This is a genomic window from Mesorhizobium loti (genome assembly GCF_013170705.1).
Taxonomy (GTDB): domain Bacteria; phylum Pseudomonadota; class Alphaproteobacteria; order Rhizobiales; family Rhizobiaceae; genus Mesorhizobium; species Mesorhizobium loti_D.
This window is the reverse complement of record NZ_CP033334.1, coordinates 5,930,458-5,951,225: the sequence shown is the minus strand read 5'-3', so window position 1 is coordinate 5,951,225 and position 20,768 is coordinate 5,930,458. Positions and strand designations below refer to the sequence as shown.

23 protein-coding genes are annotated in these 20,768 nt (G+C 64.3%); 12 read left to right on the top strand and 11 right to left on the bottom strand.

Annotation, left to right across the window (positions count from 1 at the left end; all coding sequences use genetic code 11):
• Position 1 precedes the first annotated feature (1 nt).
• The 5 genes from EB815_RS29235 to EB815_RS29215 all read left to right on the top strand — a co-directional run bounded on the left by EB815_RS29235 (position 2) and on the right by EB815_RS29215 (position 4,762).
• Positions 2–355 (top strand): TIGR04076 family protein, encoded by a 354-nt coding sequence (locus tag EB815_RS29235; protein WP_056564617.1) that lies wholly within the window; start codon positions 2–4, stop codon positions 353–355.
• On the top strand, positions 352–1,407 hold the full coding sequence (locus tag EB815_RS29230; protein WP_056564614.1) for an aldo/keto reductase: 1,056 nt from the start codon (positions 352–354) through the stop codon (positions 1,405–1,407). The genes EB815_RS29235 and EB815_RS29230 overlap by 4 nt, the downstream gene beginning before the upstream one ends.
• On the top strand, positions 1,404–1,835 hold the full coding sequence (locus EB815_RS29225) for a hypothetical protein (RefSeq protein ID WP_056564612.1): 432 nt from the start codon (positions 1,404–1,406) through the stop codon (positions 1,833–1,835). The genes EB815_RS29230 and EB815_RS29225 overlap by 4 nt, the downstream gene beginning before the upstream one ends.
• A gap of 49 nt (positions 1,836–1,884) precedes the next feature.
• Positions 1,885–3,144 (top strand): ABC transporter substrate-binding protein, encoded by a 1,260-nt coding sequence (locus EB815_RS29220; protein ID WP_056564608.1) that lies wholly within the window; start codon positions 1,885–1,887, stop codon positions 3,142–3,144.
• A 214-nt stretch (positions 3,145–3,358) separates the two neighbouring features.
• Complete coding sequence (locus EB815_RS29215; RefSeq protein ID WP_065004929.1) at positions 3,359–4,762, top strand: FAD-binding oxidoreductase; 1,404 nt, start codon at positions 3,359–3,361, stop codon at positions 4,760–4,762.
• A gap of 15 nt (positions 4,763–4,777) precedes the next feature.
• Here the strand turns inward: EB815_RS29215 and EB815_RS29210 are convergent, their stop codons facing one another.
• The 8 genes from EB815_RS29210 to EB815_RS29175 all read right to left on the bottom strand — a co-directional run bounded on the left by EB815_RS29210 (position 4,778) and on the right by EB815_RS29175 (position 12,989).
• A complete protein-coding gene (locus EB815_RS29210) occupies positions 4,778–5,578 on the bottom strand; it encodes an ABC transporter permease (protein WP_056564602.1) in 801 nt (266 codons plus the stop codon).
• On the bottom strand, positions 5,575–6,447 hold the full coding sequence (locus tag EB815_RS29205; RefSeq protein WP_056564599.1) for an ABC transporter permease: 873 nt from the start codon (positions 6,445–6,447) through the stop codon (positions 5,575–5,577). The genes EB815_RS29210 and EB815_RS29205 overlap by 4 nt, the downstream gene beginning before the upstream one ends.
• Entirely contained in the window at positions 6,444–7,547 is a 1,104-nt protein-coding gene (locus tag EB815_RS29200) for an ABC transporter ATP-binding protein (protein WP_056564597.1), read from the bottom strand. The genes EB815_RS29205 and EB815_RS29200 overlap by 4 nt, the downstream gene beginning before the upstream one ends.
• 76 nt (positions 7,548–7,623) lie before the next feature.
• Positions 7,624–8,649: an ABC transporter substrate-binding protein gene (locus EB815_RS29195; protein WP_056564594.1), complete on the bottom strand. Its 1,026-nt coding sequence runs from the start codon at positions 8,647–8,649 to the stop codon at positions 7,624–7,626.
• Positions 8,650–8,701: 52 nt separating this feature from the next.
• Positions 8,702–9,700: an AraD1 family protein gene (gene araD1, locus EB815_RS29190; RefSeq protein WP_056564591.1), complete on the bottom strand. Its 999-nt coding sequence runs from the start codon at positions 9,698–9,700 to the stop codon at positions 8,702–8,704.
• 32 nt (positions 9,701–9,732) lie between these two features.
• Complete coding sequence (locus EB815_RS29185; RefSeq protein WP_056564588.1) at positions 9,733–10,512, bottom strand: SDR family NAD(P)-dependent oxidoreductase; 780 nt, start codon at positions 10,510–10,512, stop codon at positions 9,733–9,735.
• A gap of 9 nt (positions 10,513–10,521) precedes the next feature.
• On the bottom strand, positions 10,522–12,249 hold the full coding sequence (locus EB815_RS29180; protein ID WP_056564585.1) for an IlvD/Edd family dehydratase: 1,728 nt from the start codon (positions 12,247–12,249) through the stop codon (positions 10,522–10,524).
• The gene (locus EB815_RS29175; RefSeq protein ID WP_081294664.1) at positions 12,246–12,989 is read right to left on the bottom strand and encodes a FadR/GntR family transcriptional regulator; all 744 of its coding nucleotides are present in this window, start codon (positions 12,987–12,989) and stop codon (positions 12,246–12,248) included. Before EB815_RS29175 ends, EB815_RS29180 begins: the two co-directional genes overlap by 4 nt.
• Before the next feature lie 109 nt (positions 12,990–13,098).
• Between EB815_RS29175 and EB815_RS29170 the strand changes: the two genes are divergently transcribed.
• Complete coding sequence (locus EB815_RS29170) at positions 13,099–14,028, top strand: aldose 1-epimerase (RefSeq protein ID WP_056564580.1); 930 nt, start codon at positions 13,099–13,101, stop codon at positions 14,026–14,028.
• A 63-nt stretch (positions 14,029–14,091) separates the two neighbouring features.
• On the opposite strand, the gene EB815_RS34280 is transcribed toward EB815_RS29170, so the two are convergent.
• Positions 14,092–14,175 (bottom strand): hypothetical protein, encoded by an 84-nt coding sequence (locus tag EB815_RS34280; RefSeq protein WP_413814114.1) that lies wholly within the window; start codon positions 14,173–14,175, stop codon positions 14,092–14,094.
• A 35-nt stretch (positions 14,176–14,210) separates the two neighbouring features.
• Entirely contained in the window at positions 14,211–15,128 is a 918-nt protein-coding gene (gene pcaQ / locus EB815_RS29160; RefSeq protein WP_056564577.1) for a pca operon transcription factor PcaQ, read from the bottom strand.
• A 93-nt stretch (positions 15,129–15,221) separates the two neighbouring features.
• Between pcaQ and pcaD the strand changes: the two genes are divergently transcribed.
• From pcaD to pobA, 6 genes are read left to right on the top strand one after another with little or no spacing between them, the layout of a single operon-like run.
• A complete protein-coding gene (gene pcaD, locus EB815_RS29155; RefSeq protein WP_056565710.1) occupies positions 15,222–16,031 on the top strand; it encodes a 3-oxoadipate enol-lactonase in 810 nt (269 codons plus the stop codon).
• On the top strand, positions 16,024–16,431 hold the full coding sequence (gene pcaC, locus EB815_RS29150; RefSeq protein WP_056564574.1) for a 4-carboxymuconolactone decarboxylase: 408 nt from the start codon (positions 16,024–16,026) through the stop codon (positions 16,429–16,431). The genes pcaD and pcaC overlap by 8 nt, the downstream gene beginning before the upstream one ends.
• Positions 16,421–17,176, top strand: a complete 756-nt coding sequence (pcaH, locus tag EB815_RS29145) for a protocatechuate 3,4-dioxygenase subunit beta (protein ID WP_056564573.1) — start codon at positions 16,421–16,423, stop codon at positions 17,174–17,176. Before pcaC ends, pcaH begins: the two co-directional genes overlap by 11 nt.
• Positions 17,176–17,790 carry a protocatechuate 3,4-dioxygenase subunit alpha gene (pcaG, locus tag EB815_RS29140; RefSeq protein WP_056564572.1) on the top strand — a complete coding sequence of 205 codons (615 nt, stop codon included), beginning with the start codon at positions 17,176–17,178 and terminating at the stop codon, positions 17,788–17,790. Before pcaH ends, pcaG begins: the two co-directional genes overlap by 1 nt.
• Before the next feature lie 12 nt (positions 17,791–17,802).
• Positions 17,803–18,855, top strand: coding sequence for a 3-carboxy-cis,cis-muconate cycloisomerase (locus EB815_RS29135; RefSeq protein ID WP_056564571.1), 1,053 nt, complete (start codon positions 17,803–17,805; stop codon positions 18,853–18,855).
• Entirely contained in the window at positions 18,855–20,027 is a 1,173-nt protein-coding gene (gene pobA, locus EB815_RS29130) for a 4-hydroxybenzoate 3-monooxygenase (protein WP_056564568.1), read from the top strand. Before EB815_RS29135 ends, pobA begins: the two co-directional genes overlap by 1 nt.
• Before the next feature lie 18 nt (positions 20,028–20,045).
• Here the strand turns inward: pobA and EB815_RS29125 are convergent, their stop codons facing one another.
• The gene (locus tag EB815_RS29125) at positions 20,046–20,717 is read right to left on the bottom strand and encodes a FadR/GntR family transcriptional regulator (protein ID WP_056564565.1); all 672 of its coding nucleotides are present in this window, start codon (positions 20,715–20,717) and stop codon (positions 20,046–20,048) included.
• Between the last annotated feature and the right edge of the window lie 51 nt (positions 20,718–20,768).

The following is a 20,768-nucleotide window of genomic DNA, read 5'->3' as shown; positions in this document are numbered from 1 at the left end:
CATGGCCGACGACGGTTTCGAACTCTTCGACCTTCGCGTCGAGGCGGTCATCCCCGAGGGCAAGCCGATCTATTGCGGCGCCAAGGCCGGAGACTATTTCGAACTCAAGGGCGAGATGCTGTCGATGCCGGCGGGGCAGGGTTTCTCGATCTACTCGCTTGCCGCCGTGCTTCCGCTGCTGGCGGCAAAGCAACGGCCAACCCATCCAAATGACTGGATGACATCGGACGCCGAGATCGCGTGTCCCGATCCCAATTGCGCCAGCCGGCTGCGGATCGTCAGGACCGGCAAACGGCGGTTCAGCCATGCCGAGACCACGGCCGTACCGCTGCCGAAGGAGAATGAGCAGACATGACCGCCAAGACCTTCGAACTCGGCCCAGGCTACACGATCTCCCGCGTCATTCGCGGCGGCTGGCAACTGGCTGGTGGGCACGGGGCCATCGACCGCGGCCAGGCTGTGACCGACCTGATCGCCACCTTCGACGCCGGCATCTGGACCTATGACTGCGCCGACATCTACACCGGCGTCGAGGAACTGATCGGCGCCGCCCGCTTGCGGCTGGCCAGCGAACGCGGCCTCGATGTCGCGGCCAGGATGAAGGTACACACCAAGCTGGTGCCCGACCTCGAAAGGCTGACCGGCATCAGCCGGGATTACATCAGGGGCATCGTCGACCAGTCGCTGCGGCGGCTGAAGACCGAGCGTCTGGATCTCGTGCAGTTCCACTGGTGGGACTATGACCAGCCTCGTTATGTCGATGCGATGGGCTGGCTCGACGAGCTTCGCCGGGAGGGCAAGGTGCGCAATCTCGGCACCACCAATTTCGACACGCCACGGCTCGCCGAAATTCTCGCCGCCGGCATTCCGCTGGTCAGCCAGCAACTGCAATATTCCGTGCTTGACCAGCGACCTGCACACAGCCTCGCCGCGCTTGCGAAGACAAACGGCGTCAGCTTCCTTTGCTACGGCTCGGTGGCGGGTGGCTTTCTCAGTGACAAGTGGCTCGGCGCGGCTGAACCCGCCACGCCGCTCGAAAACCGCTCGCTGGTCAAATACAAGCTGATCATCGATGACTTCGGCGGCTGGGACCTGTTCCAGCAACTGCTCCAGGCGTTGAAGGCCGTCGGCGATCGCCACGGTGTCGACATCGCCACCGTCGCCAGCGCCTGGGTGCTGGAGCAGCCGCAAGTCGCCGCCGTCATCGTCGGCGCCCGCAACCAGGCGCATGCTTTGGCCAACGCGGGCATCATGGAGGTCACGCTCGATGCCGATGACCGGGCCAGGATCGCGGCCGTGATCGCGCAAAGCCGAGGCCCCCTGGGCGACGTCTACACGCTGGAGCGCGACCGCCACGGCCGCCACGGCTCGATCATGCACTACAATCTCAATGCAGGCCGCACATGAGCGCCACCAACGCGACGCTGTTTTCGCAGGCCAGCGCCGAGGTCACCGGCCTGCATCGCTTCTTCGTCGACTGGTTTGTCGCCGCGCGCGCGGACACCGTGGATTTCATGCGCTTCGAGCGTGCCATGGGCGACGGCTTCAGCATGGTCGCGCCGAACGGCAAAGTGCTCGATCGCGCTGCTGTCGTCGATCATGTCCGCTCCAGCCGCGCCACGTGCGATGACGGCTTCGCCATTTCGATCGAGGACATCCGGCCCGGTTGGCAGGATGCGAACACGATTGTCGTCTTGTACGTCGAGGCGCAATTGCGTGGCGGCAAGCACAGCCGCCGCCAGTCGAGCGCCGTCTTCACCACCAGTTCATCGGCGCCCAACGGCGTCGAATGGCGGCACCTGCATGAAACCTGGCTGCAGGTGCCGGAACGCTGAACACGCTCCAGAGATCAAATTATTGCCTGACAACCCAAGGGGAACAACAATGAGAAAGACGATACTCCAACTCACCACCGCGCTCGCTCTCGTCACGTTGGCGGGCGCCGCGCAGGCCGCCGATTGCAAGATCACCGTCGGCCTCGTCATGGAACTGACCGGCCCGGCCGGCGAATATGGCCAGGCCGGTGCCAAGTCGGTCGAAATGGCCTTCCGCGACATCAATGAAGCCGGCGGTGTCCGCGGCTGCGACCTCGCGACCGATACGCGTGACAGCCAGAGCCAGGGCAATATCGCGGTCGACGCCGCAACCCAGCTGGTTCAAGTCAAGAAAGTGCCGGTCATCATCGGCGGCATCATCTCCTCGGTGTCGATCCCGATCCTGACCTCGGTCACCGCACCGGCCAAGATCGTCCAGGTTTCGCCGGCATCCTCTTCGCCGACGCTGACCGCGCTCGGCCGCGACGGCAAGACCAACGGCATCTTCTTCCGCACCATCACCTCGGATGCGCTGCAGGGTGTCGCCGCCGCGAAATACGCCATCGACAAGGGTTTCAAGAAGCTGTCGATCATCCATGTCAACAACGACTTCGGCGTCAACATGGTGGCTGAGTTCTCGCGCGCCTACAAAGCGCTCGGCGGCACCATCGTCTCCGACACGCCCTACAACGAGAAACAGTCCAGCTATGCCTCGGAAGTGACGGCTGCGATGGCGGGCGAGCCGGACGGGCTCTATCTCGTCAGCACGCCGGTCGACGGCGCGACCGTCGCCCGCACCTGGATTTCGCAGGGCGGCGTGCAGAAATTCCTGCTCAATGACGGCATGAACAGCCCTGATTTCATCGAGTCGGTCGGCGCCGACTATCTGAAGGACGCCTATGGCACGTCATCGGGAACCAGCCCGACCGCATCGACCGAGTATTTCACCAAGAACTACAAGGCATTCTCCGGCATCGAGCCGTCCAACCCGGCGGCCGACCGTTCCTATGATGCCGGCGCCATCGTCGGGCTGGCCATCGCCATCGCCGGTTCCGAGGATCCGGCCAAGATCAAGGACGCGATGTACAAGGCCGTCGACCCGGCCGGCACGCCGATCTTTGCCGGCAAGGAGGAGTTCGCCAAGGCACTTGGCCTGATCAAGGACGGCAAGCCGATCCGCTACGAAGGCGTCATCGGCCCGGTTGCCTTCGACAAGTATGGCGACATCACCGGCCCGTTCCGGCTGTGGAAGATCGTCGACGGCAAGGTGACGACCGATGGCGAAATGACCACCGACGACGTCAACGCGCTGCAGGCCAAGCTTCAGTAAGCTGAAACGGCGCTTCCGGCATCGATCGCATCTTGTCGCGACTTGATGCCGGCATCGCCTGGGGCAGGCCGATATCGCTTGCAAGGCAAGCGATCAAGAATAGGATCGGCCAGCTGCAATTGAAGGATGGCGAGCGTGTCGGATCGAATACTCATCGGACCGTCCGATCAATGGATGCAGACGCTGCGCTTCGCCACGCAAGCGCCTGATCCCGATGTCGCCTGAAACGGAACGACTTCTCTCCGCGCTCGGCGATCGGCTGGGCGAGGGCGGCGTGCTTGCCGGCTCCGCTGTCGAACAACGCTATCGCGACGATCCCGACGGCAAGCTTGGCGTGCTGCCCGAAGTGGTGCTGCGCCCGCGCGATACCGTCGGTGTCGCGGCGGCACTCGCCGGGTGCAACGTTCTCGGCCAGCCGGTCGTCGTCCAGGGCGGACGCACCGGGCTGGCCGGCGGCACACGCGTCCAACCTGGAGAGATCGTGCTGTCGCTGGAACGCATGAGCGGCCTCGCCGCGCCGGACGCTCAAGCCGCCACCGTCATCGCCGAAGCCGGTGTGACGCTGCAGGCGGTGCAAGAGGTGGCGGATGGTGCCGGGCTCATGTTCGGCGTCGATATCGGCGCGCGCGGTTCGGCCACGGTCGGCGGCAACATCGCCACCAATGCCGGCGGCATCCGTGTGCTGCGCTACGGCATGTACCGGGCGCAGGTGCTGGGACTGGAAGCCGTGCTTGCCGACGGCAGCGTCCTGTCCTCGCTTAAGGGGCTGCCCAAGGACAATTCCGGCTACGACCTCGGTCAGCTCTTCATCGGCGCGGAAGGGACGCTCGGCGTCGTCACCCGCGCCGCGCTCAGGCTGCATCCGAAGCCGGCCTCCGAGGTGAACGCCTTCTGCGCGCTCGCTTCGCTCGATGCGGCGATCGCCCTGCTTGGGCTGCTGCGGCAAAAGCTCGGCCCTTTATTGTCCGCCTATGAGGTCAACTTCGCGCCGCTCTATGACATCATGGTTGGCAGTATGGCGATGTCGGCGCCGTTGCCGGCCGGCTCTCCGGTCTATGTGCTGGCCGAGATTCAGGGCAGCGAGCCCGAACGCGACAGCGAGCGCTTCGCGGAAGTCCTGATGCAGGCGGTCGAGGACGGCGTGGTCGATGATGTCGTCGTCTCTCAGTCGCCGCGCGAATTCCGGGCGCTTTGGGACGTGCGGGAGGACGCCAATCGCGTTCTGTTTTCGATCAAAGGCCTAATTGGCGTCGACATCAGCATCCCGCTGGCACGGATGGGGGCGTTCCTGCAAGAAGCCGAGACCGCGATCCGCGCCTTTGACCCCAACGCCGACATCTATGTCTTTGGCCATCTCGGCGATGGCAATCTGCATTACCAGGTGCGCACTGTCGATCCGGCGGCGGCCTACGGCATCGTCTATTGCGGCGTGGCGGTGGCGGGCGGCGCCGTTTCGGCCGAGCACGGCATCGGCCTCGACAAGAAGCAGTGGCTGCATCTGGTCCGCAGCGACACCGAGATCGCCACGATGCGGCGGCTGAAGACGGCGCTCGATCCGAAGAACATTCTCAATCGGGGGCGTGTCTTCGATCTCGATCCGACGGCCTTCGAACGATGATGCGCGTTCGATAGCTCAGGTCCGCTCCGCCGCCATCTGCCTGGGAATCAGGAAGCGGGCGGCGAGCACGCAGAGCAGCACGGTGAACATCAGGATCAGCGCCACCAGTGCATTGATGTCGGGTGAGAAACCAAGCCGCATCATCGCCCACAGCCTGACCGGCAGCGTGCTTTGCGTGCCGGTCACCAGGATGGTGATCATTGTCTCGTCGAAGGATAGCGCGAAGGCCAGGATGGCGCCGCCGACCATCGCGCTCGACAGGTTCGGCAGGATGATGCGCCAGAAGGTCTGCCAACCGGTGGCGCCGAGGTCGTAGGACGCTTCGACCAGCGTGCGGCTCATCGACTGCAGGCGCATCAGCACGGTTCGGTAGACGATCGCCAGCACGAAGACAGTATGGCCGATGACGACCGTCAGCAGCGAGCGCTCGAGGCCGATCTCGCGGAAGAAGATCAGCAGCGCAAGGCCGCTGATGATCGGCGGCATCAGGAAGGGCAGGAAGATGATGAACTGCAGGATCGACCGTCCGGAACGGCGGCCGTGATAGTACAGCGCCAGCAGCGTTCCGCTGACCACTGAAAGGATGACGGTGCAGATACCGACGATAAGCGTGGTGCGCAGGGCAGCCAGGATGTCGTCGTTCCCGGCCAGCGCCCGATAGGTCGAGAGGGTGGGCGACGACCAGTCGACATCGCCATGCGAGATGGTGAAGAAGGACGACACGATCGGCACGAACAGCGGGCTGTAGAGCAACACCGCGACCAACGTTGTGATCGCGGCCAGGAAGATGGTGGCGGGCCGGGGCAGGGCGCTCATATCGACGTCCCCCGGCTGCGTCCGAAGCGTTCGCCGATGAGGATGGCGCAGATCACCACGATTGCCAGCGCCACCGAGAGTGCCGCGCCGAACGGCCAGTTATAGGCCGTGCCGAATTGGCTGTAGAGGATGCGCCCGAATGTGAAGCCGCTGATCCCGCCGACCATTTGCGGCGTCAGGAAGTCGCCGATCGCCAGCACGAAGACGAAGCTCGCCGCCGAGGCGACGCCGGGCAGGCTGAGCGGCAAGGTGATGCGCAGGAATGTCTGCAGGCCGCTGGCGCCGAGATCATCGGAAGCGCGCAGCAAGGTCTGCGGAATGCGCTCCAGCGACAGGAAGATCGGCAGGATGGCGAAGGGGATCAAAAGCAGGCTCAGCGTCAACAGGATGGCGTTCATGTTGAAAACGAAAAGCGTCGACGGCTGCTGCAATATGCCAAGCGCCACCAGCGCCTTGTTGAGGAAGCCGTTGAGGCCGAGAATGCTGCGGATCGCGTAGATCTTGATGACGTAGCTCATCAGCAGCGGCACCAGCAGCAGCATCAGCAAGGCATAGCGCCACCGCCCTCTGAGGGTGGTCAGGAAATAGGCGGCGGGATAGGCGAGCAGGATGCAGATGACGGCCACCGACAAACACAGCACGATGGTGTTCCAGAATACGGGCAGAAAGATCGGGTCGGTGAAGAACCTGACATAGTTGCCCAGCGTCGGCGCGTAGACGATCGTGCCCTGGTCGACGCTGAAGAAACTGTAGACCAGGAAGATCGCCAGCGGCACGAGCACGAAGATCACAGGCAAGGCGAAGGCCAGCACCGTCACCAGCAGCGACAAACGCCTTTCTGGGGGCTGTATCGTTGCGGCCGCGCTCATGCCAGCACCAGATGGCCTTCATGCGGCGCAAAGCACAGCGAGACCGTCTCGCCGGATCTCAGCACGCTGCCGCCGATCCGGCTCGGCATGCGCAGCCGCAGGCGTTGCGCGGCATTGCCGGCATCCGAGGCGATCGTGGCGACGGTTGACGAGCCGGCAAAGGCCATGTCCGCGATGGTGCCGGAAAAGCGGTTGCCGCTGTCCTTGGCGTCGGCAAGATGCAAGGCTTCGGGACGGAACGCCGCGAAGGCGGCGGCGCCATCCGGCGCGGCTTGCAAATGCGGCTGACCGCCGATCGAACAGACAAGGCGCCCAAGCGCGGTCTCGATCGATCGCAGGTCGCCCTGGACGGGACCGAGTTTCCCGGCCACCAGGTTGTTCTCGCCGAAGAAGCGCGCCACGAACTCGCAATTCGGCTTGTAATAGAGGTCGTGCGGCGTGCCGAGCTGGCGGATGTGCCCCGCCTGCATGACGCAGATCCGGTCGGCCATGCCGATCGCCTCCTCCTGGTCATGGGTGACGAACAGGAAGGTGGTCTTGATCTCGCGCTGGATGGATTTCAGGAACTCCTGCATCTGCCGGCGCAATTCGAGGTCGAGTGCCGCGAGCGGCTCGTCGAGCAGGATCAGGCGCGGCTGGCAGATCAGCGCGCGGGCGAGCGCGACGCGCTGGCGCTGGCCCCCGGAAAGCTGTGCCGGGAAGCGGTCGGCGAAACGACCGAGCTGCACCAGTTCCAGCGCCTCCGCGACACGGCGCGCGATCTCCTTGCGCTGGACATGGCGCACCGAAAGCCCGTATCCGACATTGCCGGAAACGGTCATGTGCGGGAACAGCGCATAGTCCTGGAACACGGTGTTGAAGGGCCGCTTGTTGATCGGCATGCGGCTGATGTCCTGACCGTCGAGGCGGATCTCGCCTGACGTCAGCGGCTCAAGCCCGCCGATCAGCCGCAGGACGGTCGTCTTGCCCGAACCCGAAGGCCCGAGAACGGTCAGGAACTCACCGTCCTTGATCGACAGGTCGATGTCGTGCAGCACGGGAACCGTGCCGTAGGATTTCGAGACGGACCGCAGCGTCAGCAGGTCGGTGTTCTGGTTCATGATATAGTCTCGCATACGCTGCGGCGGTCCGGTACGTCCGGACCGCCGGGTCCTTCGAAATCAGGTGCGGAAAGGATCAGGGCGTCGCCTTGACCTCGTTCCACATATCCGAGCGCTTGAGCGGGTCCTCGACATTGTTGAGCCAGACCAGCTTGTCGTTGCTGCCGGCGCTGCTCGACTCGACCACGGTGTTGCCGAAGCCGGTGCGCTCGGAAAGCTCGCCGCTGACCTTCTTCGTCAGCATGAAGTCGATCCACTTCTCAGCCGCCGCATTGTCGCGGACGCCCTTGGAGATCACCCAGTTGTCCAGCCAGGCCAGCGCTCCCTCGCTTGGATTGATGTAGGCGACGTGGGCACCGATCTTCTGCAGTGCCTTGACCTGCTGCTGGCCGTAATTGGCCCAGATCAGGGCAACGTCATTGTTCTGGTAGATCTGCTGCGCCTCGTCGGCGGTGGTGTAGAAGCTCAGCACATTGCGCTTGAGCTCGACCAGCTTGGCCTTGACCGCCGCCATCTGCTCCTCATTGAGGTTGAACGGATCCTTGTAGCCGAGCGTCAGTGCGGTGAACGAGAAATTGTGTTCGCCATTGTCATAGGCCAGGATCTTGCCCTTGTAGGCCGGATCCCAGAGCACCGACATCGAAGTCGGGGCCGGCTTGACCTTGTCGGTGTCGTAGATCAGCCCGATGGAATCGAAGCAGAAGGGAATGCCGTAGACCTTGCCGTCCTTGGTGTCGCCGCTGACCTGCGACAGGTCACGGAAGCGCGGCAGCACTTCCTTCTGGTTGGGCAGCTTGGTGATGTCGATCGGCGACACCAGATCGGCCTTGATGTAGCGCTGCAACTGGGCGGTGTTGACGGCGAAGACGTCGAAATCCTGCCCTTCGCTGCCCTTGATCTTGGCCCAGATCTCGTCGTCGCTGCCGATGAAGACGACATCGACGCCGATGCCGGTGGCGGCCGTGAAGTCCTTCACCCAATCCGGGTCGGCGTAGCCGTCCCAAGCCAGAACCCGCAGGTTCGCGGCCAATGCGGCCGATGTCATCAGGCCGATGCCGAGCCCGATTGTCGCCAGTCTTAGAAACACTTTCTTCAGTCCCATTTTTAATCTCCCATTGTCGTTCTGGTGGACCGTAATTGTCGGACTTTCGCCGTCACAGCTGGGTGACGGTGACCAGCCCCTCGTCCGGCACCGACACCATTCTGTTGCGGAGCGGCTTGCCGAATGTCTGTGCCTGGATTTCATACTCGTCGCCGGAAGCCGTCTTGACGCCGGAGGCGTAGCTCATCACCGCCGCCCCGAAGAAATAGGCGTGCAGGTCACCCGGCCTGCGGTGCATCGGGTAGCGGAAATGGAAATGCTCGAGGTTGGCGATCGAGTGCGACATGTGCGCCTCGCCCGACAGGAATTCCTGCTCCCAGATGACGGTGCCGTCGCGCAGGATGCGTGAATAGCCGCGCACTTCGTTCGGCAGCTCGCCGATCAGCAGTTCGGGGCCGATCGAGCAGGAGCGCAGCTTGGAATGCGCGAGGTAGAGATAGTTCTCGCCCTCCGTCACGTGGTCGGAGTATTCGTTTCCGAGCGCATAGCCGATGCGGTGGGGATGGCCGTCCGGACCATTCAGGTAAAGTCCGACGATCTCGGCTTCCTCTGCCCCGGCTTTCGCGAATGCCGGCATCGGCAGCGGCGCGCCAGGCGGCACAATGCAGGTGCCGACGCCCTTGAAGAACCACTCGGGCTGGATGCCGATCTTGCCGGCGCCGGGTTTACCGCCCTCCAACCCCATGCGGAAGATTTTCAAGGAATCGGATTCCTCGGCACCTTCGCCATGCGTCAGAACATGCATCTGGTTGCGTGCGGCGGCACTTCCGGTGTGGGTCAGGCCGGTGCCGGTGACCAGGAACCGCGCCGGCTCCGGGTGATCCAACGGGGCGAGCACGCGGCCATCGCGCAACAGCTCGTCATAGTCGACTGTCGCGGCGCCCGTCCGCTTCTCGACCAGCGAGGCGATTGATACACCCTCGGCGATCGCCGCTTCGGCGAGGTCCAGCACGCTGGCCGTCTTTTCGAGCGGATGCAGGCGGTTGCCGTCATCGGAAACACGGCCGACCCGCCTGCTGCCATCCGGCATTCTGAACTGAACAAGACGCATGAAATACCCTTCTTCCCTTGGAGCCGCGCGGGTTACACCCAGCCGGCATCGACGATGAACTGCTGGCTCGTGCACATGCGGCTGTCGTCGGCGGCGAGGAACAGCGCCATGCGCGCGATATCGGAGGGCTGCAGCCGGTCCGGCAGGCACTGCCTTTCGTCGATCTGGCGTTCGCCGGCCGGGTTCAGCCACAGCCGCATCTGGCGCTCGGTCATCACCCAGCCGGGCACCATGCAGTTGACTCGGATGCGCTCGGGGCCGAGTTCACGGGCCAGCGCCCGCGTCATGCCGTAGACAGCGGCTTTGGCGGTGACATAGGCCGGGCAATCGGGATCGCCGACCATCCAGGTGATGGAGCCGAAATTGATGATCGAGCCGCCGCCCTGCGCACTCATCTGCGGGCGCACCGCCTGCGCAGCGAAGAACTGGTGGCGCAGATTGACCGCCATGCGGTCATCCCAATAGGCGACCGTGACGTCCTTGGTTTGATGCCGGTCGTCATTGCCGGCATTGTTGCAAAGCGCCTGGATCGGACCATTGTGCCGTGCTGCCTGCGTTGTGGCTGCCTGCAGCTCTTCGACATTGCGCAGGTCGCAGGGAATGAACAGCGGTGCGCTATGTCCTTCGGCCGCGATCGCATCGACGAGCCGCCGGGACGGTTCCTCGGCCAGGTCAACGAAAGCCACACGGCTGCCTTGCGCGCAGAAATGGCGTACCAGGCTTTCACCGATGCCGCTGCCGCCGCCGGTGATGAAGACGCTGCGGCCCTTTAGGCTTGGGTAGGTCGCGTAGCTGCCGATTGGATCCGTCATCGTGCGTCTCTAGTGGGAATGCCGGGGAATGCCGGCATCGCGCCGGCCGACGAGAAAGTCGAAATCGCAGCCCTTGTCGGCCTGCAGAACACGCTCGACATAGAGGCTCTGGTAGCCGCCTTCGGGCGGTGCCGGCGGCTTCCAATCGAGACGGCGGATCGCCAGTTCCTCGTCCGATACCAGCAATTCCAGACGGCGGCCGGCAACGTCGAGCTCGATGAGATCGCCGTCGCGCACCAGCGCCAGCGCGCCGCCTGCCGCCGCTTCAGGCGCCACATGCAGCACGACGGTGCCGTAGGCCGTGCCGCTCATGCGTGCGTCCGAAATGCGCACCATGTCGGAGACGCCCTGCTTGAGCAGCTTGGCCGGCAGCGGCATGTTGCCGACCTCGGCCATGCCGGGATAGCCGCGCGGTCCGCAGTTCTTCAGCACCATCACCGAAGAGGCGTCGATATCCAGTTCCGGGTCGTCGATGCGGGCGTAGTAGTGCTCGATGTTCTCGAAGACGACAGCCTTGCCGCGATGCTGCATCAGCTCGGGCGTCGCCGCCGACGGCTTGATGACCGCCCCGTTGGGCGCCAGATTGCCGCGCAGGATCGAAATGCCGCCTTGCTCTGTCAGCGGTTCGCTCAGCGGACGGATGACCTCGCGGTTGTAATTGGGCGCGCCGTCGACCAATTCACCGATCGTCTTGTCGCTGACGGTCATGACGTCGCGATGAAGAAGCCCCACTTCATCAAGCGACGCCATGACCGCAGCTAGCCCCCCGGCATAGTAGAAGTCTTCCATCAGGAATCTGCCCGACGGCATCAGGTCGACAATCGTCGGAACGTCGCGGCCAAGACGGTCCCAGTCCTCGAGGCTGAGATCGACACCAACCCGGTTTGCGATGGCGATCAGGTGCAGCACCGCATTGGTCGAACCGCCAATCGCGCCATTGACGCGGATGGCATTCTCGAACGCTTGCCTGGTGAGGATCTGCGCTATCGTCACGTCGCGGCGGACGAGCTCGACGATCTGGCGTCCAGCCAGTTGGGCAAGCACGCCGCGGCGCGAATCCACCGCCGGAATCGCGGCATTGTCCGGCATGCCGATGCCGAGTGCTTCCACCATGCTGGCCATGGTCGAAGCCGTGCCCATCGTCATGCAGCTGCCGGCCGACCGGCTCTGGCCTTGCTCGGCGGCGAGGAAGTCGGCGACCGGCATGCGCCCCGCCTTCACCTCCTCGGCGAATTTCCACACATGCGTGCCCGAGCCTATGTCTTGTCCGCGAAACTTGCCGTTGAGCATCGGCCCGCCTGAGACGGTGATGGTCGGCAGGTTGCACGAGGCAGCCCCCATCAGCAGCGCCGGCGTGGTCTTGTCGCAGCCGACCAGCAGGATCACGCCGTCGATGGGATTGCCGCGGATGGATTCCTCGACATCCATGCTCACCAGATTGCGGAACAGCATGGCGGTCGGGCGCATGTTGCTCTCGCCCAGCGACATTACCGGAAACTCCAGCGGCAGGCCGCCGGCCTCATAGACGCCGCGCTTGACGTGGTCGGCCAAGGCGCGGAGATGCGCGTTGCACGGGGTCAATTCGGACCATGTGTTGCAGATGCCGATCACCGGGCGGCCGTCGAAAGCGTCTGCCGGGATGCCCTGGTTCTTCATCCAGCTGCGGTGCATGAAGGCGTTCTTGCCTTCACCGCCGAACCAGGCTTCGGACCGCAGTTTGCGTTTGGTGTCGGTCACGATTGCTGGCCCCGATCGTTGCGGCGTTTGTTGCGGTTCTCGACGCTGCGGCGCACGTCGTCCTCGGCATTGTCGATGAGCACCAGCAACGCTTTCTGCGCACCGAGCGCGTCGCCGGCGGCGATCTTCTCGGCGACCTCGCGATGCAGCGGCAAGGAGTGGCGCTGTCCATCCGGATTGTCGTTGGAGAGGCGAAAGCTCATCACCAACGCGGTTTCGACCAGTGCGGCCAGCGAGCCGATCAGCTCATTGCCGGTCATGCGCAGGATGGTCTGATGGAACACCAGATCGGGCTTGGCGAAGCGGTCGCCATCGTCGCTCACCGCTTCCATTTCGGCGAGTGCCGCCTGGATCTCGGCGATCTGCGCCGGGTTGGCGCGCTGGGCGGCGAGGGCTGCCGACATCGGCTCGATGGCGCGGCGCAATTCGAACAGCGCGCGCACATCGTCGGCGCTGATGCCGCCGGCGTAGCGCCATGACAGCACGTCGGGGTCGAGGAAATTCCAGTCGGAGCGGGGACGCACGCGCGTGCCGGTCTTCGGCCGCGATTCGACCAGCCCCTTGCCGGCCAGCACCTTGATCGCCTCGCGCAGCACCGTGCGGCTGACGCCCAGCATCTCGCTGGAATCGTCCGCATTCGGCAGGGCCTCGCCGGGCAGGAAGTCGCCCTGGACGATGCGCAAGCCGATCTGCTCGACGACGGTCGCGTGCAGCGCGGTGGAGCCACTGGAGACCGCCACGGCTACCCGTGACGTACGCGCGGTGCTGAAAGATTTCTTATTCTTCATACTATTCATATGATATGTCTTATAGCCATGGCGATTGGAGTCAAGGGATGGGGGAGCGCCGATGACAAAGAATTCCGCTGCCGTTGCCGCGCAGCACACCGAACTGGTCTCGATCAGCGACGGCATCGCGACTGTCGACATTGCCCCTGCTGCCGGCGGCGCCGTGGCGTCGTATCGGTGGTGGCAAGATGGTTCTGTCGCGGATTGGCTGCGCCCGGCGGATCCGCTGGCGATCAGCCGTCGCGATGCCGGCGCCATGGCCTGTTTCCCGCTCGTCCCCTATTCCAATCGCGTAAGAGGCGGACGCTTCGAATTCGCGGGTCGCACGGTCCAACTGCCTAGTCGGCCGGAGGACCCGCACCATGAGCACGGCCATGGCTGGCGCCACCCTTGGACGGTCGTGAGGCACGAAGCCGGCACGATCGTCCTGCGCTATCGCCACGCCGCCGATTCCTGGCCATGGAGCTATGAAGCCGAGCAGGAGATCACGCTGGCTGACGGTACGCTTTCCATAACCATTGCCGTACGCAACCTGTCGGACGCGCCGATGCCGGCTGGCTTCGGCCTCCATCCCTATTTCCCGTCGACGCCGTGGACGCATGTCCAGGCGTCGGTGTCCGGCATGTGGGAGACCGACGCGGAGATACTGCCTGTCCGTCACGTCCCGCCGCCGGCAGGGGCCGATCCATCCATCGGCTTTGACGTGTCGGAGGTGGATTTCGACACGGTTTTCACCGGATGGACGCGCCGTGCCCGGATCTCCTGGCCGGAGCATGGGCGGCAACTGGACATGGAGGCCGAGGCACCGCTCGATTTCCTCGTCCTCTACACGCCGCCGGGTGAGCCGTTCTTTTGCGCCGAGCCGGTCAGCAACATCACCGATGCCTTCAACCGCGTGAACGACGAGGACACCAACACTGGCTGGATAATGCTGGCGCCCGGGCAGAGGCGATCCGCCTGCGTTCGCTTCACGCCGTCACGGGCCGTCTGACGTCGTTGCCGGTGACAAACTTGGCGGCCTCGCGGCGAGCCCGGCACGACATGGCCGCGCGGATCACCGTTGCGACGCGCGGGCCGCAAGCTTGGAAACGAACCGATCGGTTATCTTCTCATCGACGGTCGGCCGCCCGGTCGACATGCAGGTCCGGCCTTGATGCATGAACGCGCCGAAGGTCAGGCGCCCGGCCTTGCGGCTTCGCGAATGGTCCGCAGCAGGATCGTGAAGGCGGGCGAGGACGCGGTGTCGGTGCGCATCGTCAGGCCGACCGGCCCTTTGGTTTGCTCGGTGTCGACCGGCAAGGCGACGAAGGCGCGGCTCGCGAGCTCGTTGGCGACCACGCCGGCCGAGATGATCCACACCGCATTGCTCTGCCGCATGAAGGAACGCCCGAAGGAATCCGAGACCGTCTCGATCTCGGTTGCCGGCGCGGTCATGCCATTGGTGATGAAGAGGCGATCGACAAAGGGACGGATGACGGATTCCCGGGTCGGCATCAGCACCGGGAATTCGTCGAGCCTGGCGAAGATGTCCGCTCCCGGTTCCAGCAGCGGATGCCCGGCGCGCACGACGAAGAGCACCTGTTCCGAGTAGAGGTGCTCGAAGAAGAAACCGGTCATGTTTTCGGGCGCCGCCAGCCGACCGACGACGAGATCGAGCGCGCCGCTGCGCAACTGCTCTAGCAGCACGGCGTTCTCCCCGGTGACGATCTTGATCGCAGCTCCGGTGTTCTCCTTGAGGAACAGGCTCATGGCTTGCGGCATCACCTTCGTCGACACTGTCGGCAGCGCGCCGATGCGGATCGGGTGGCGATGGATGGTACCGTCCTGGCGAACGGAATCGATGCCCCGCTTCAACGCCGATATTGCCGAGCCGGCATGGTCCAGGAAGATTTCGCCAAGCCTGGTGACCCGGATGCCGCGCCCGTCGCGCTCGACCACGGCGATGCCGAGCGCCTCTTCCAGTTCACGCAGGGTCTTGGTCACCGCCGGCGCGCTGACATGCAGGAAGTCGGCGGCGCGGGCCACGCTGCCCTGCCGGGCGACTTCCAGGAATGCCTGCAGGTGACGGAACCGGATGCGGCTGTCGGGCATGAATTTGATAACCCCCGAGTTAATGAAACGGCGCAAAATATCATTTTACCGAACCAAATGCGGCGTGCAATGTGGAGATGGAGGATCGAAATCGTGCCATTCGTCACCATTGGCGGCATCACGCTGCACCACCGATATGTCGAGGCGGACGGCAAGACGGCCCCGATCGTGTTCATCAATTCGCTCGGCACCGATCTGCGGATCTGGGATGAAGTCGTTGCGCTTTTGGCCGGCGAGATGCCGCTGCTCGTCTATGACAAGCGCGGCCACGGTCTCTCCGACATCGGCAGCGGCGTCCACTCGATTAACGACCATGTCGACGATCTGCACGCCCTCGTCGACCACTTCGGTTTCGACAAGGTCGTGCTGTTTGGCCTGTCGGTCGGCGGCATGGTGGCGCAGGGCCTGCATGTCCGCCGCCCTGAAAGCGTCCTGGGCCTGATCCTCAGCGACACCGCCCACAAGATCGGTACCGCCGAAAGCTGGAACAGCCGTATCGCGGTCGTGGAGCGCTACGGCATCGAGGCGATCGCCGATGGCGTGATGAAAGTGTGGTTCACGCCGGATTTCCATGCCGGGCGCCCCGCCGACCTTGCCGGTTGCCGCAACATGCTGACCCGGCAGGCGCTGCCGGGCTATATCGGGACATGCAAGGCTGTCCGCGACGCCGATTTCACCGAGAGCGCGCGCCGCATCGCTGTCCCGACACTCTGCGTCGTCGGTGACCAGGACGGCTCGACGCCTCCCGATCTTGTCCGCTCGCTGGCGGATCTGATCCCTGGCGCACGTTTCGAAATCATCCGCAACGCCGGGCACATTCCGTGCATCGAGCAGCCGGAGGCGCTGGTCGCGCTGATCCGCGGTTTTGTCGCATCGCTTGCCCCTGGAGAAACCCATGGATGAAGTCCCCGGCAATACGGCAAGATATCGGACAGGCCTTGCCGTGCGACGGTCGGTGCTCGGCGACCGCCACGTCGATCGGGCCAATGTCGCGGCTACCGGTTTCGACCAGCCGTTTCAGGAGCTGATCACCGAGGCCGCCTGGGGGACGGTGTGGGCGCGGCCGGGCTTGACCAAGCGCGAGCGTTCGATCGTCACGCTGGCGCTGCTGGCCGCGCTCGGCCATGATGAGGAAGTGGCCATGCATGTGCGCGCCACCGCCAACACCGGCGCCACGCGCGACGACATCCGCGAGGCGTTCCTGCATGTCGCCATCTATGCCGGCGTGCCGGCCGCCAACCGTGCCTTCAAGATCGCCAAGGACGTGTTTTCGGAGATGGACGGAGCCGACAATGCCCGCTGAGTCCGGCTCGAACCGGAGGCCCGAGACCGGCGCCTTCTTCCAGCGCGACCGGACATGGCACCCGCCGGCGCTGACGCCAGGCTACAAGAGTTCGGTGCTGCGCTCGCCGCGGAAGCCGCTTTTGTCCTTCGACAACACGCTGTCGGAAATAGCGGGACCTGTCTTCGGTCACGCCATGCTGGGCGAGTTCGACAACGACCTGATCCATAATTTCGCCAGGCCGGGCGAGAGCGCCATCGGCGAGCGCATCATCGTCCATGGGCGCGTGCTCGACGAACGCGGCATTGGGGTGCCCGGCGTGCTGCTCGAATTCTGGCAGGCCAATGCCGGTGGCCGCTACCGCCACAAGAGGGATGGCTATCTCGCGCCGCTCGATCCGAATTTCGGCGGCTGCGGCCGCACCATCACAAGCGAGGATGGCTTCTATGCCTTCCGAACCGTCAAGCCCGGGCCCTATCCATGGCCGAACGGTCCCAATGACTGGCGCCCCGCGCATATCCACTTCTCGGTGTTCGGCCATGGCTTTGCCCAGCGGCTGATCACCCAGATGTATTTCGAGGGCGATCCGCTGATCTGGAAATGCCCGATCGTTCGCGGCATCGCCGACAAGGCCGCCATCGAGGCGCTGACGGCCGTCCTCGACACACAGGCGACGATCCCGATGGATGCGCTCGCCTACAAGTTCGATATCGTGCTGCGCGGCCGCCGTTCATCGCTGTTCGAAAACCGGCTGGAGGGCAATTGATGGCCCAGTCGCTCGACCGGCTCAGGGAAAGCCCCTCGCAGACCGCTGGCCCTTACGTCCATATCGGACTTACGCCCAATTTCTGCGGCATCGGTGGCGTTTATCCCAGCGATCTCGGCGCGACCATGGTCAACGACAAGACCAAAGGCGAGCGCATCGGCCTGCGCATCCGGGTGCTTGACGGCACCGGCACGCCGCTCAAGGATGCGCTGATCGAGATCTGGCAAGCGGATGCGGACGGGCTCTACAATTCGCCGGTCGAACTACGCGGTGCCGCCGATCCGAATTTTCAGGGCTGGGGCCGTTGCCCGACAGACATGGAAACAGGCGTCTGCGCCTTCGAGACGATCAGGCCCGGCCGCGTGCCGTTCCGAGATGGCCGCCCGATGGCACCGCACATCACGCTGTGGATCGTCGCGCGCGGCATCAATCTCGGTCTGCACACAAGGCTGTATTTCGCCGATGAGGAAGAAGCCAATGCCGGGGATCCGATCCTGGCGCGTATCGAGCAGCGCGTCCGCGTGCCGACGCTGATCGCCGAGCGCCAGGGCGACACCTACGTCTTCGATGTCCATCTCCAGGGGGAGAAGGAAACGGTCTTCTTCGACAGCTAGGAGATCCGCGATATGACCATATCGGCCTTCGACCATCCATTGCTTTCCGCCTTTCTCGGCGACGAGGAGGCGGCGAGGCATTTTTCCGTCGAGGCCGAGATAGAGGCAATGCTGGCGTTCGAGAGCGCGCTGGCGGAAGCGGAAGCCGAAAACGGGATCATCACCAGGGACGCGGCGGTGGCGATCGGGGTGGTGCTGGCCTCGTTCCGGCCGGACACGACCTTGCTGCGCGCCGCTGCCGCCAAGGACGGCGTCATCGTGCCGGAACTGGTACGCCAACTCAGAGTGGTGGTTGGCGAGCCGCATGGCGACAAGGTGCATTTCGGTGCCACAAGCCAGGATGTCATCGACACTGGCCTGGTGCTTCGACTGAAATCCGTCGTCGACCATCTCGGCCTGCTCCTGACCGAGACCGTTTTGCGCCTCACATCGCTCGAGGAGCGTTTTGGGGGCAGGGCGCTGACCGGCATGACCCGCATGCAGCCCGCGATCCCTATCCAAGTAGCTGATCGTGTGAACGCCTGGCGCGGGCCGCTGCGGCGGCATCGGGAAAGACTATCGGAACAGTCTGGGCGCCTGCTGGTCGTGCAGTTCGGCGGCGCCGCCGGCACGCTGGAAAAGCTTGGCGACAAGGGACCGACGGTGCGCGCGGTGCTTGCCGCAAAACTCGGCCTTGGCGATGCGCCGCAATGGCACAGCCAGCGCGACGCGCTTGTCGATTTCACCGGCTGGCTGTCACTGCTGACCGGCAGCCTCGGCAAGTTCGGTCAGGACATCGCGCTGATGGCACAGGGCGGCGCCGACATCACGCTTTCCGGCGGCGGCGGCTCGTCGGCCATGCCGCACAAGCAGAACCCGGTGAAAGCCGAAGCGCTGGTGGCGCTGGCCCGCTTCAACGCCACGCAGCTTTCCGGCATGCATCAGGCGCTGGTGCATGAGCAGGAACGTTCGGGCGCGGCATGGACGCTGGAATGGCTGCTGCTGCCGCAGATGGTGGTCGCGACCGCGGCATCGCTGCGCCTTGCCGCCGAACTCGCCGCGCAGATCGAAAGTCTCGGCCACTGATGCGAACGCAGGTCGTCATCGTCGGCTCGGGACCCTCCGGCCTGCTGCTTGGGCAACTTCTGGCCGGCATCGGTGTCGAGACCGTTATTCTCGAACGCTCAAGTCGGAACCATGTGCTTGGCCGCGTGCGGGCAGGGGTGCTCGAACAGGGCACGGTCGATCTGCTTGGGGAAGCCGGTGCTGCCGCAAGGTTGCATGCCGAAGGCTTGCCGCATTCCGGCATCTCGCTGGCCTTCGACGGGCGCCTGCACCGCATCGATCTCGCCGAACTCACCGGTGGCAGGCATGTCACGGTCTACGGCCAGACCGAGGTGACGCATGATTTGATGGACAGGCGCGAGGCGGCCGGCCTTGTCACCGTCTACGAGGCGTCGGATGTGGCACTGCATGATTTCGGCGGTGCCGCACCATTCGTCACCTACGACAAGGACGGCATCACGCGTCGCATGGATTGCGACTTCATTGCCGGCTGCGATGGCTATCATGGCGTCAGCCGCGGATCGGTGCCGGAGCGGGCGCTGAAAACGTTCGAGCGGCAGTATCCGTTCGGCTGGCTCGGCGTGCTGGCCGAAGTGCCGCCAGCGGATCACGAACTTGTCTACGCCAATCATGAGCGGGGCTTTGCGCTGTGCTCGATGCGCTCGACGCACCGCAGCCGCTACTATGTGCAGTGCCCCGAGGGTGACCGAGTCGAGGCCTGGTCGGACGATCGCTTCTGGGACGAGCTGCGCCGCCGCTTGCCGGAACAGACGGCGGCCAGCGTCACCACCGGACCTTCCTTCGAAAAGTCGATCGCGCCGCTGCGCTCTTTCGTTGCCGAACCGATGCGCTTCGGCCGGCTGTTCCTGGTCGGCGATGCTGCTCACATCGTGCCGCCGACCGGCGCCAAGGGCCTCAACCTCGCCGCCAGCGACGTGCGCTATCTCTTCAACGGGTTTCGGGACTTCTATCAGGGAAAATCCGGAGCGGGTCTCGATGCCTATTCCGCCAAGGCGTTGGCTCGGGTCTGGAAGGCTGTGCGTTTTTCCTGGTGGATGACGACCATGCTGCACCGCTTTCCCGATACCGGGGACTTCGGCCAGCGCATCCAGGAGGCCGAACTCGACTACCTCGTGCACTCGCGCGCCGCGTCGACCGCGCTCGCGGAGAACTATGTCGGCCTGCCCTATTGAGGATAGCGGTGCGCGGATTTACCGGCCCAGCAGGTTGCGCTCGACGGTTCTCAGATGCGCCAGCATGGCCTGGCTGGCGCTCTCCGGGTCACGGCGCAGCAGCGCATCGAGAACGATCTGGTGCTCGCTGCAATAGATGCCGCGGCGTTCTTCGGAAAAGGAACGCTTTTTCATTTCGAACCATGGCGCCTGATTGCGCAGGATGCGCATCAGATTGTGGATCTCCTTGAGGAAGTCGTTGCGCGAGCAGGCGAAGATGCGGTGGTGAAACTCCGCATCCCAATGCTCGAAGGTCGGCATGTCCTGCGACTCCGAAGCGATCTTGTGCGCCTCGCGCACCGCGTTGAGTTCCATGGCGCTGGCATTGGTGGCGGCGAAGGCCGCCGCCGCCGGCTCAAGCAGCTGCCTGATCTCCATCATGTCGGCCGGGCTGGTGCCTTCCATCCGGCCGACAACCGCTGCCATCGAACCAGGATTGGTGGCGGTCAGGAATGTGCCGCGCCCGACATGCCGAACCACGGTGCCGTCGTCCTCGAGGAAGGAGACGGCGCGGCGCACCGTGTTGCGCGCCACGCCGAATTCGCTCGCCAGATCGCGTTCCGGCGGCATGCGGCCATTCTCGATCCATTCACCGGAAGAAATCCGCTTCTTCAGCGCGGTGGCGATATCGCTGGCGACGAGCTTGGGCATGTCCGGTCACTTTTATCTGATCCGATACTGAACCATTGATAGCAGCTTCAG

Bases quoted from the DNA above. Each gene is read 5' to 3' on its own strand.
- EB815_RS34280 (WP_413814114.1), bottom strand. From the start codon at position 14,175: ATGTCGACCGGGCGGCCGACCGTCGATGAGAAGATAACCGATCGGTTC.
- EB815_RS29170 (WP_056564580.1), top strand. From the start codon at position 13,099: ATGACAAAGAATTCCGCTGCCGTTGCCGCGCAGCACACCGAACTGGTC.
- EB815_RS29205 (WP_056564599.1), bottom strand. From the start codon at position 6,447: ATGAGCGCGGCCGCAACGATACAGCCCCCAGAAAGGCGTTTGTCGCTG.
- pcaQ (WP_056564577.1), bottom strand. From the start codon at position 15,128: ATGCCCGACAGCCGCATCCGGTTCCGTCACCTGCAGGCATTCCTGGAA.
- EB815_RS29200 (WP_056564597.1), bottom strand. From the start codon at position 7,547: ATGAACCAGAACACCGACCTGCTGACGCTGCGGTCCGTCTCGAAATCC.
- EB815_RS29195 (WP_056564594.1), bottom strand. From the start codon at position 8,649: ATGGGACTGAAGAAAGTGTTTCTAAGACTGGCGACAATCGGGCTCGGC.
- EB815_RS29185 (WP_056564588.1), bottom strand. From the start codon at position 10,512: ATGACGGATCCAATCGGCAGCTACGCGACCTACCCAAGCCTAAAGGGC.
- pcaG (WP_056564572.1), top strand. From the start codon at position 17,176: ATGGCCCAGTCGCTCGACCGGCTCAGGGAAAGCCCCTCGCAGACCGCT.
- EB815_RS29230 (WP_056564614.1), top strand. From the start codon at position 352: ATGACCGCCAAGACCTTCGAACTCGGCCCAGGCTACACGATCTCCCGC.
- EB815_RS29125 (WP_056564565.1), bottom strand. From the start codon at position 20,717: ATGCCCAAGCTCGTCGCCAGCGATATCGCCACCGCGCTGAAGAAGCGG.
- araD1 (WP_056564591.1), bottom strand. From the start codon at position 9,700: ATGCGTCTTGTTCAGTTCAGAATGCCGGATGGCAGCAGGCGGGTCGGC.
- EB815_RS29215 (WP_065004929.1), top strand. From the start codon at position 3,359: ATGTCGCCTGAAACGGAACGACTTCTCTCCGCGCTCGGCGATCGGCTG.
- pcaH (WP_056564573.1), top strand. From the start codon at position 16,421: ATGCCCGCTGAGTCCGGCTCGAACCGGAGGCCCGAGACCGGCGCCTTC.
- EB815_RS29210 (WP_056564602.1), bottom strand. From the start codon at position 5,578: ATGAGCGCCCTGCCCCGGCCCGCCACCATCTTCCTGGCCGCGATCACA.
- EB815_RS29135 (WP_056564571.1), top strand. From the start codon at position 17,803: ATGACCATATCGGCCTTCGACCATCCATTGCTTTCCGCCTTTCTCGGC.
- EB815_RS29235 (WP_056564617.1), top strand. From the start codon at position 2: ATGGCCGACGACGGTTTCGAACTCTTCGACCTTCGCGTCGAGGCGGTC.
- EB815_RS29220 (WP_056564608.1), top strand. From the start codon at position 1,885: ATGAGAAAGACGATACTCCAACTCACCACCGCGCTCGCTCTCGTCACG.
- pobA (WP_056564568.1), top strand. From the start codon at position 18,855: ATGCGAACGCAGGTCGTCATCGTCGGCTCGGGACCCTCCGGCCTGCTG.
- EB815_RS29225 (WP_056564612.1), top strand. From the start codon at position 1,404: ATGAGCGCCACCAACGCGACGCTGTTTTCGCAGGCCAGCGCCGAGGTC.
- pcaC (WP_056564574.1), top strand. From the start codon at position 16,024: ATGGATGAAGTCCCCGGCAATACGGCAAGATATCGGACAGGCCTTGCC.